Below are 9296 nucleotides of genomic sequence, written 5' to 3' on the forward strand. Positions count from 1 at the left end.
TCGCGAACTCGGTCACGCACACGAAAGCCGCGTGCGTGGTGTGCGTACGGTGGGCAGGAGAGCGGCTCCGCGTGGAAGTCACTGACGCCGATCCCACTCCGGTGACTCCGGCACAGGCACTGTCCACGGACGAGCATGGCCGCGGCCTATTCCTCATCGCCGCGCTGGCAACGGAGTGGGGGTCGAACCCATGCGCAGCGGGGAAGATCACTTGGTTCGAGCTGGCGATCCCCACCCCTACGAAGCAGGCCGCAACTTTGACGTCCTCGCAGGGCGACGTGCCTGCAGAGAGGGCGATCGTCACCTTTGCCGGCGGCGCCCATCTGCTTGTCGCGGAAGCCGTACCAATAGCCGGTGTACATCCGCGAGTTGAGCATCAAGCGGCCTGATCTCCTTACGGCCAGACCGCTTCTGGCAGAGCTACCTGAATTGACGGCTCCCCTGGCCGGGCCGCTGTCCGTGGACAGTGTTCCGGTCCGGTCGAAGAAACCGCGTGCACGCTGCGTAGCCAATACGGATAGTGACTGCATGGATCCGGTTGCCGCGGCACGCACTGTTGTTGAGGAATATCATCCTGTCGCTCGGGCTGCGTTCCTAGAGAGCCCGGTGGGACGATTCTCACGGCCTGTGTCCGAGTGACCCTGCTCCGGAAAGTAGCGACGATGTTCCCCAGCGGTCCCGCGCAAGTCCACACCGACGCCGCGCTCTTCCCGGCCGGCGCCGGCGTCCCGGTCAAGCAGGAACTGTCGGTCCTACCGGAAGACTTGGCGCGCGCGTTGTTCATCACCGGCAGAGCCCCGTACGACCGGGCCAAGCACGGAAGGTCGTCGGCATACGAGTGGTGCCACAGGGTGGCGGTCCTGCCCGCCTATCTCAGCTGGAGTGATGATCCGGTTCCTCGCATTACGCGTACCGACCTCGCCCACGAGCTCGACCCGTCCGAGAAGGGCATGCTGTCCTACACCCTGGGGCAAGCCATGTGCCAGATCTTCGCCGAAAGACAGCTGTTCGTCCGGTTCTTCATGCATGTGGCACGTTACGCCTCCGCCTACAAACTCACCTTCGCTCCAGGTCAGAGCCGGGCCGACTTCTTCGGAGAGTTGACCGACGGCGGGTATGTCGTCGCGGAGGCCAAGGGCCGCTCTGGCCGTCTGACGAGGGGCCTGTGCGAAGCCATGGAGGAGCAGAAGAGGACGATCAAGACTATCAAGGGCGAGGCGCCAAAGATCGTCTACGCGAGTGCAGTGCATTTCCCCCTTCCGCGGGGCCCCATGCATCTCCTGGCGATCGACCCGGACGAAGCCGCCCTTCGCGCCGTGGACCTTCCCGTCGACCCGGACCTGCACGTGCTGGCCTACTACACGCCATTCCTGGACGCCTTCGCTCATCAAGAACCACTCATCCTGGGCGACTATGTCGTGGCCAGTTTTGCCGCGCTCGGCGTGACACTTGGCCTTTTGGTACCAGTGCTGCAGCGCGTGGAACGGGCGGCCCGGCGCCATGAAACCGCAGGGCTCCGCGACGACATCCTGCGTCTGCTCGCCCGCCATCGGCCTCGCCTGGAGCGCACGCTCTACCGCGACGGCACTCTCTTCGCGGCGGACTGGACGATTCCCGAGGACCGGCGCCGCCCGGGCCGCTGGGACAGCGCACTGCTCCCGGATCTCCTGCACGAGGCCTTCCGCAACATGAACGAGGAGGAGGACTGGCGGGCAGCACCGGTGGAGGAGGGGGACCTCGACTGGCGGAATCTACCCAGCGCCAGGGGCTACGTGCCGGGCATCTTCCCTCAGAGCGGTCTCCTCTAGGGGTGAGCGATGAGCCAAGGACAGGCCGTCGGTAGCCCTGCGGCCGCTGACAGTTCATCCGACACGATCCATGGTCGCGACTCACGCTTCGCCATAAACAGACCAACGAGCAGACAAGCTGACAGTCACATAGTTATCCGCTTTTGTTAGAACCAGTTAGCGGGGCGTGGAGTGGCGGCGGGAAGTGGCTGGCCCGTCGTCTTGAGATCACTGTGCCGGGGCTCGACGCACGCGTGCATGACGCAGTCCGTGAGGCATTGGATGGGCGGTGTGAGGCCCTCGTCGATATGGTGGACGAGGTCCTGGCTCAGGCACGTTTGTGGGTCGGCTATCGGCGCAGCGGAACGGCGTGACTGATCCTGGCCCCTGGACGAACTCGCCGGTCAGAACGTCCAGCCGCGACGGTTGGCCAGCCATCGCAGCGTGACCTCGCCGCACCAGGTCTGGTGTTGGCGAATGTACGGGGACCAGTCCGCCGGGGGTTGCGCTCCGGAGACCAGGAAGAACCCGGAGAGGGCGGCCAGGGCCGCGTCGAGCTGCTGATCGTCGACTTTTCGGGCCGTGGGGTGGCTCACGAAGAGGGTGGTGGCATCGTGTCCGTCGGCGTGCGCTGTGGCCAGGAGGAGCACGAGGTCAAACCAACTCGCCCCGAGGCACGGCCAGTTCCAGTCGCAGATCCACGCAGCTCCGTTCGTGTCGAGCAGGACGTTGTCCTGGCGCAGGTCATGGTGGAGGACTGCATCGCCAGCCACGGCCTGTCGCCATTGGGTTTCCAAGGCAGCCAAGGTGTCCAGCCGGTTGGTCGGCACCCATGCCGGCAGGGATTCCACACTGGAAGTGCCGCTGACGAGGCCGCGCCAGTCGGCGAAGTCGCTGCCGTCACCGATCGGCTTGAGGCCGACCTGCTGGAGTGTCTCGGAGGGCGTGGAGAGTGCTTCAGCCGTGACCGTGTAGGCGTCAAGCGTCGCTGCGAGTTCGTCAGCGTTCCACGGCGCGCTGGGCATGCGGCCTCCATTGACCGCATCGAATCCCAGGACGATCCACCCGTCTGCCTGTTCCTCGATCCACCGCAGGCGGGGCGCCGGAACCTCTGCGGGGAGCGCCGTGTTGATCAATGCCTCCTGCCGGTAGCAGTCGGCAATCACGGTGTTGTCCAGGGCGTTGGCCGCCTTGACGAACTCGGACCCGTTGGCGCCATGGAGCACGGCGGCGAAGCCGCTGGTGAACCCGCTTCCGGCGCTCGGCCCGGCATCCACCGCGCCGCCCAGGCGTCGGGAGACAAGCCGACGGACGTCCCGTGGCAGGTCGGCCCAGCGCGGGCGTACGGCTGTGGAGCTGTACTGGATGCGCGGGGTGATCGTGTTCGGCATTCCCTCAGCGTGAGGGAACTGCGGTCTCTGGCGCCACCGAGTTCCGGTGTCCGTCCCTCCCGATCCACCCAGTGAGGGCCACCACCCCGCAGGCGATCTCCACGGCAGACAGCGGAGGCTGCAGACACACTCGTGGAGAGATCAGGAAGCCTCTTCCGGGCGTCTTCTTGCCGAGCGTCGGCGGGGCACTCCGCCGCCGGTCCCACTCAAGGACAGGAGCGATTCCAGTGGCGCTCCGCTATTCCAGGAGCCGAACAAGTTGCGGTTCAGAGCTACGATTTGGTGCTTGATCGCGAGGCCTCGTGCAGCTTTGCCGTACTCGCAGGTGGCAACGAACAGGGCGACGTCCGCGTGGTGTTCGTTGAAGGCCATGCCGACGAACTTCTGCATGTCGCCACTGGGAACCGTGCGGTGGGGCGCGTAATGCTTGACCTGTACGACCAAGCGCCGCCCGTCGGGCATGTTACCGAGGATGTCTGCGGCAAGGTCCCCTGAGCCACCGACCACGGCGACGTTGGTGCAACCGTCTCGGCGGCACAACTCGGCCACGTAGTGTTCGAAGTCCTGCCAGGTCATGGCGTCGATGGTGGTCATGGAGCGTTCCAGTTCCATGCGCCGGTCCTGTTCGCGCCATGTGCGGTCGCCGGCGCGCTCTCGTTTGTGGGCCTTCCACAGAAGCCAGGCGGCGACACCCGCGGTCCCTGTTCCGGCGAGGCCCAGCAGGAGCCACGGCGACTGCCAAAGGACGAAGAGCACTGCCGCGAGCCCGGCCGCCGCTATGCCTGCCCGTTGGCGTAGTTCTCGCTGCCGTTGCGCCTTGGTGCGGCGTCCCTTCCGCTTGGGCATCGGATCCCTTTCCCCCGGTGGTGAATCTGGTGGGCAGTGTGGAAGTGCGGGGCGGCATTGCCAAGTAGGCGTTTCCGGCCAGCGTGAAGAGATGCTGTCTTCGATTCGCCGGTCAGCTGGATGAGCTCGTTACGTGGGGGAGGAGACGCCGCCCGCAACCTCGATCGGCAACTGAGCGCGAAGCTACGATGCCACTGAGTAGTGAGCGAGACCGGACAATCTGTCCGTGGGTTTCTGCGCTCCAGCACTTGACGCGAGGCCAGTTCATCCCGACTAGATCCAGCCCAACTGCCGTAAATAGGCCGGTTAGTTCCGTTCCTGGTACGCCACTCGGTTGGCGGATTGGGCTGTTGGCGACGGCTACTGCCCGCACATCACCCCCGAGATCACCGGCAACCGGCGGCCCCCTCGTAAACACTTGGCGACGCGGCTCGCCAGGAGGGGCCTTGTCCGTACCCTGAACTGAGTGCTCCGTCGAGAAGGGATTGATCCGCCCATGGCTGAGAACGTGACGCTGGGCGACCGGCTCCGGATAGCCCGCAAGGTTCGGAGACTGTCTGTCGCTCAACTCGCCCAGAAAGTCGCCGTATCACCGAGCTACATCGAAAAGCTTGAATCCGGGAAGCGGAAGGCGCCACTCTCGCTGGTCCTGGCGCTCACGAAGGCCCTGCACTTCGGCGTCGAGGTTCTCACAGGGCAGCCGTACTACGGTGAGCCGGAGGCTGAGGACGGCGTTCACGCGGTGATCCCGGAGCTCCGGCGGATCATGCTGTGCTACGACACACCCGATGAGCTGGATATCGCTCCCCGCGGATTGCCGGTGCTCGCTTCGGAGGTCGACCAGATCGCGGCTCTGCGCCGTGATGCGCGTTACGCCCCTATGGGGCCGCTCCTGGCACCGATCATCACCGAGCTGACGCATGTGGCGCTCAGCGCTCAGGGTGATGAGGAACGATCTGCTTTCTGGCATCTCGCCCGCGCCTACCGGGCGGTCAACTCTCTGGCGCACAAGTTGGGCCATCACGATCTCTCCACCACCGCGCTGGAGCGCGTCCGTTGGGCCGCGGACCAGTCCCGTGACCCGTTGATGCAGGTCACTGCCGCCTACCTGGTTACCGGCGCGATGCTCCGCCAGGGCGCCTACAGTTCCGCTCGTCGCAAGCTGTTGGCGCTGCGACGCGAGCTTGAGCGAATTCAGCCGGAACGCTCGTACACGGAGGACGCGCTCGCGGTGGACGGCGCTCTCCTGCTCAAGCTCGCTGTGCTCGAAGCGCGGGAGAACAACCCCGATCGTGCGAGCGAGTACCTGCGGGAGGCGGAGCAGGTGTCCAGGGTGGCCGGCGACCGCGATTCCCTCGCCTACGAGATGTCGTTCGGGCCGACGAACATCCGCATCCATGAAGTGCACGCGATGATCGACACGGGGGATACCGAGCAGGCTCTGGCGCGGCTTGGAGAGTGGTCTCCCACCTCTGGCGGGGAGTGGATGCCGCCCGCAACGACGGTCGGCGAGCGGTCAAGCCACCACTTCATCGACGTGGCTTCGGCGAAGCTCGCGACAGGGGACAGGGCAGGGGCGTTCGCTGACCTTCAGCGGGCGCGCAAGGTGGCACCGAACCACGTCAGGTTCCACCCGTCTGTCCGCGAGACGACGTCTGCCCTGCTGCGTTTGGAGACGCATCCTTCCAACGAGCTTTCGGCCTTCGGGAGTTGGGCGGGACTTACCACAGCCTGACGGTACGTCAAGAGGGTTCGCGGAAGGATCCCCCGGACAGTCTGTCCGCTCACGGAGCTTGCAGAATGGAATGGTCTCCTCACAACCAGTTGTGGGGAGACCATTCGCATGATGTCTGATGCCGACCCGAGAGCATCCGCCCCTCTGCCCCGATGGATGCCCATCGGCGAGGAGCCCGAACTGTGCGCCGCAGGGCAGTGGTGGGACGCCATTCGCGCAGTCGAGGCCATCGGCCTCCGAGCGATGGACATCCTCACCGACGCCGGCGAACCCATGGGCCCTGTGGTTCTCGCGCCTGAAGACCCGGAGCCTCGTCTCTACTTCCTCGTACCCGCGGGTGCCGCCGCGGATTGGGAAGAGCCTGGGACGGTCGCCCTTGGCCTGAAGTGCCACGTCATCGTCCCGCCAGCGGGCAAGACCGAGCCGCCCGGTCTCCACTGGCACAGGTTGCCCGGTTCTCCCAGGGCTCTGACGCACCCCGCCGCGTTGCGCCGAGCCCTGAGTAAAGCGCGCAGAGAGCGCCGTGGGTCCGCGGAAGACCCAGCCTCGTAGACCGCGCACGTTCGGATCAGGAACAACCTCGCCGCCGGTGCCGCCCAACGCCCCAGTAAGGCGACGCTCCCACTGTTCACGGACAACGTCGGCCGGGGACAGCGCGAACGCGGCCCATCGCCCCCATCGGTATCTCGGTTCACCAAGGAGAAGATCTCCGTGTCGGCACTCCGCACTGCCCAGGCGCCCGGGATGACGGGACATCCGCGTCGCTGTCACGGTTGCGGGTGCCACCTGAGTAGATACAACGACGACGCACACTGCAATGCATGCCTCCGGCTAGCGTGGGGGGAAGCCCCGGGGGCTCAACCGTGCGTACCGGAGCACGTCTGGGAGTCAAGCGACATCCAATTAGCCCTCCAGGAAAGAGACTTCGGGACCGTCTGCTTACTTGTCCGAAGACTCGGTTCGCTCCGGCAAGATGATCTGGCCACACTGACCGGCCTGAGCCAGGCCTTCCTATCGATGCTGGAATCCGGAGTGCGTAGACTCACCAACATCGACAAGATCGTCCTGCTCCTCGACGGCCTCGATGCGCCGATCGAACTCACGGGCCCAATCCTTCGTGGCCCCAAGGCCCCCACCACGCTCCCTCGCCAGCGAACCACGGAGCCCGGGCTCGAGTCTGCGCAAGCCCTGTGATCCGCCAGCCAAGCTGCAGACGTTGCCTTACCCGCCGATTCCGAAGGGCAGCCCTTTGTGATTATTGCCCAGTGAACGTCGTATGACATTGACCAGCTTCGCCTGCGCCTTGGCGGGTGCCTGCCTGGCCTGTTCGAACTCCTCCAGACTTAGCGGGTCACGCAGCGGAGTGCGTTCGCCTCGCTCCACCTGGTCCAGGAAGGAGTTGATGGCGCGGCCGAAGTTGTCGATTTCGGCCGCAACTTCCGCTGGGGCGACCAGGCTTACGCGTATCAAGGCCGCGCTCCACTCGCCCCAGTCGTAATCCCAGCCGCGCCGGTCACCATGCGCTCGCCTGAGTCCCATCGTGAACTTGGCGTAGTGGCTGAACAGCTCCTGGTAGGCGGCGAGTTGCTGATCACGTGTCCACTGACGATCTTGAGCACGGCGCGTGACGATACCGCCGACCAGCACACCCGCTGTGGCGGAAAGCGCACCAGCGGCCGTTGTCACAAGCGTGTCCAGCATCAAACCCCCTGAGGCCCTGCCGTCCCAACCTTCGGCGACACGAACATACTGATCATCAATCCTCGGCGGCAACGATCAGGGAGTGGTCGCCGCCGCATGCGGACCTCAACTGGGCGAATGTGGCGGCCCCGCCGTTCTGCTTGTTCGACTGGGAGCACTGGGGAATGGCCGTTCGCGGGCTGGACTCGGCATAGATGTGGGGGCACTCCCTCGCGTTCCCAGAGTTGGCCGAGCGTGTACGGCGTGAGCGGCACCGTGACGCCGACGGCGAGGTCATGGTGTTCGTCGCAGTTACAGCTCTGGGCGCCTAGCTGGCGGAGCGAGCTCCAGGATGTCTGAACGAAGCTGCCCGCAGGCAGCCGCCGTCGCCCGGCCGGCAGACAAGTGATGGGAGACCGTCCAGCCGTTCAAGCCTTGGGAGAGAGCGGTGATGAATGCCTCTTCTCGCAGGCTTGGGCGCAGGGCGCTGCCGTGTACCGGGTTGAAACTGGAGAGCCGCAACAGGAGAAAGCGTCCGGTGTAGGGAGCAAGCAGATCGATCAGCGCCGCCTCATCCTCGGGTCGCGTGTTGTGCTCGCAAAGAACGTAGTTCAGCCGCACCGGGCGCATCTCAGCCACGGCCGCCCACAGAGGCAAGACTGTGGAAGGGTCGTCCGCACGTGGGATGACTACCCTGCGCTGAGCAGCATTGGCACCGTGCAGCGAGAACATGAAGCGCTCCGGGAGCCAAGCCTTGGGCTTCAGGAGATTACGCACCCAAGCCTGCGGCGCGATGCTGGTCACCTTCACCTCCCGCGCCAACTCGCGGCCGACGATCGTTCTCGCGGCGGCAGTGACGTGAGTCCAGTTGGCGGCAGCATCCCCGACCCCGGCGAAATCAACCCATGCGAGGGGGCCTTGCTCAGTCCGCACCTCGTCGTCCAACTGCTCCACCGCAGAGGTGATCTCTTCCGCCTGTAGATTTCGAACGAAGGGCGTGCGGGCGAAGGTAGTGGCGCAGTGCGTGCAGCCATACCTGCATCCTGCTTGGGCCGACATGCATACTGAATAGGCTTGGTGCTCTCCCTCCCAGAGCTGCACGGCTTCGAAGGTAGCCCTATCCGACGTCTTGAAGACGTACTTGATACTGCGGTCGGGCGCTTCCGATTTCAAGGTTGAGACTACCTCAACCGAATTCTCGGGCGCGGATATTCCTTCCATCGTGAGGGCTCCTTTCGCTGATTCGCTCATGCAGGGTCGGCGATGGAAAGTCGGGACGACAGTTCGCACCCGGTGTTCACATTCGCCGATCATTTAGGAGTACATAGGACCGTTATCGTGAGAGCAGGTCGATATTAGCCTGGCAATAACGTATACCGAGTCGCACAGATCGCCGTCACATTCGAGATCATCCTGCCCCTTAGGGGAGGAGAATTCGTGCGAAAACCTGACCAACACAGCATAGAGCTCGATTGCATCTGCCAAAAATCACTCCCGTGATATCTCCCAAGAAATCCTTGGCGAAAAGGTTCGCAGATCTGCTGGCATGGTGAGACCTGCGGCAAGGATGGTGCGTGGCCTGCCGGATGACTGGAATGTCGCGGCCCTGGGGGCGGGGCGTCCTGGTCAGGGGATGCAGTCCAGGGCCCGGTCAGCTCGTCAGGGACCCCCGGACTCGATCCGTGACGATGGCGTGGAGCGACGGCTCGTGAAGATCCTGGAAGGCAGCGGGCCCCTGTCACGGCTGTACGCCACTCCTGCGGGCCTGGCGCAGCAAAGGGTGCGGGACGGGCCCTCGAAGGTGGCCCATTGAGTGGTGTGCATCGTGAAGTCGCAGGTCACGGGTCTGGTGTGAAT

Annotated in this window: 8 protein-coding genes; 4 read left to right on the forward strand and 4 right to left on the reverse strand. The window is 64.8% G+C overall.

What is annotated here, in order from left to right:
* Both RB628_RS38055 and RB628_RS38060 read left to right on the forward strand, forming a co-directional pair.
* The coding region (locus tag RB628_RS38055) for an ATP-binding protein (RefSeq protein WP_318325225.1) at positions 1-389 on the forward strand (389 nt) is incomplete at its 5' end.
* Positions 390-662: 273 nt separating this feature from the next.
* A complete protein-coding gene (locus RB628_RS38060) occupies positions 663-1808 on the forward strand; it encodes a hypothetical protein (protein WP_318325226.1) in 1146 nt (381 codons plus the stop codon).
* A gap of 383 nt (positions 1809-2191) precedes the next feature.
* Here RB628_RS38060 and RB628_RS38065 read toward each other — a convergent pair whose 3' ends face one another.
* Both RB628_RS38065 and RB628_RS38070 read right to left on the reverse strand, forming a co-directional pair.
* The gene (locus RB628_RS38065; protein ID WP_318325227.1) at positions 2192-3178 is read right to left on the reverse strand and encodes a phosphotransferase; all 987 of its coding nucleotides are present in this window, start codon (positions 3176-3178) and stop codon (positions 2192-2194) included.
* Positions 3179-3319: 141 nt separating this feature from the next.
* Complete coding sequence (locus tag RB628_RS38070; protein WP_052769546.1) at positions 3320-4024, reverse strand: restriction endonuclease; 705 nt, start codon at positions 4022-4024, stop codon at positions 3320-3322.
* 496 nt (positions 4025-4520) lie between these two features.
* On the opposite strand from RB628_RS38070, the gene RB628_RS38075 reads away from it, so the two are divergent.
* Positions 4521-5759, forward strand: coding sequence for a helix-turn-helix transcriptional regulator (locus RB628_RS38075; RefSeq protein ID WP_318325228.1), 1239 nt, complete (start codon positions 4521-4523; stop codon positions 5757-5759).
* A gap of 744 nt (positions 5760-6503) precedes the next feature.
* Positions 6504-6953 carry a helix-turn-helix transcriptional regulator gene (locus tag RB628_RS38080; RefSeq protein WP_318325231.1) on the forward strand — a complete coding sequence of 150 codons (450 nt, stop codon included), beginning with the start codon at positions 6504-6506 and terminating at the stop codon, positions 6951-6953.
* 27 nt (positions 6954-6980) lie between these two features.
* Here RB628_RS38080 and RB628_RS38085 read toward each other — a convergent pair whose 3' ends face one another.
* Positions 6981-7460: a hypothetical protein gene (locus tag RB628_RS38085; protein ID WP_318325229.1), complete on the reverse strand. Its 480-nt coding sequence runs from the start codon at positions 7458-7460 to the stop codon at positions 6981-6983.
* Between the two features lie 291 nt (positions 7461-7751).
* The gene (locus tag RB628_RS38095; protein ID WP_318325230.1) at positions 7752-8660 is read right to left on the reverse strand and encodes a hypothetical protein; all 909 of its coding nucleotides are present in this window, start codon (positions 8658-8660) and stop codon (positions 7752-7754) included.
* Positions 8661-9296: the final 636 nt, after the last annotated feature.

The sequence above is a fragment of the Streptomyces sp. ADMS genome, from assembly GCF_033441795.1.
GTDB lineage: Bacteria > Actinomycetota > Actinomycetes > Streptomycetales > Streptomycetaceae > Streptomyces.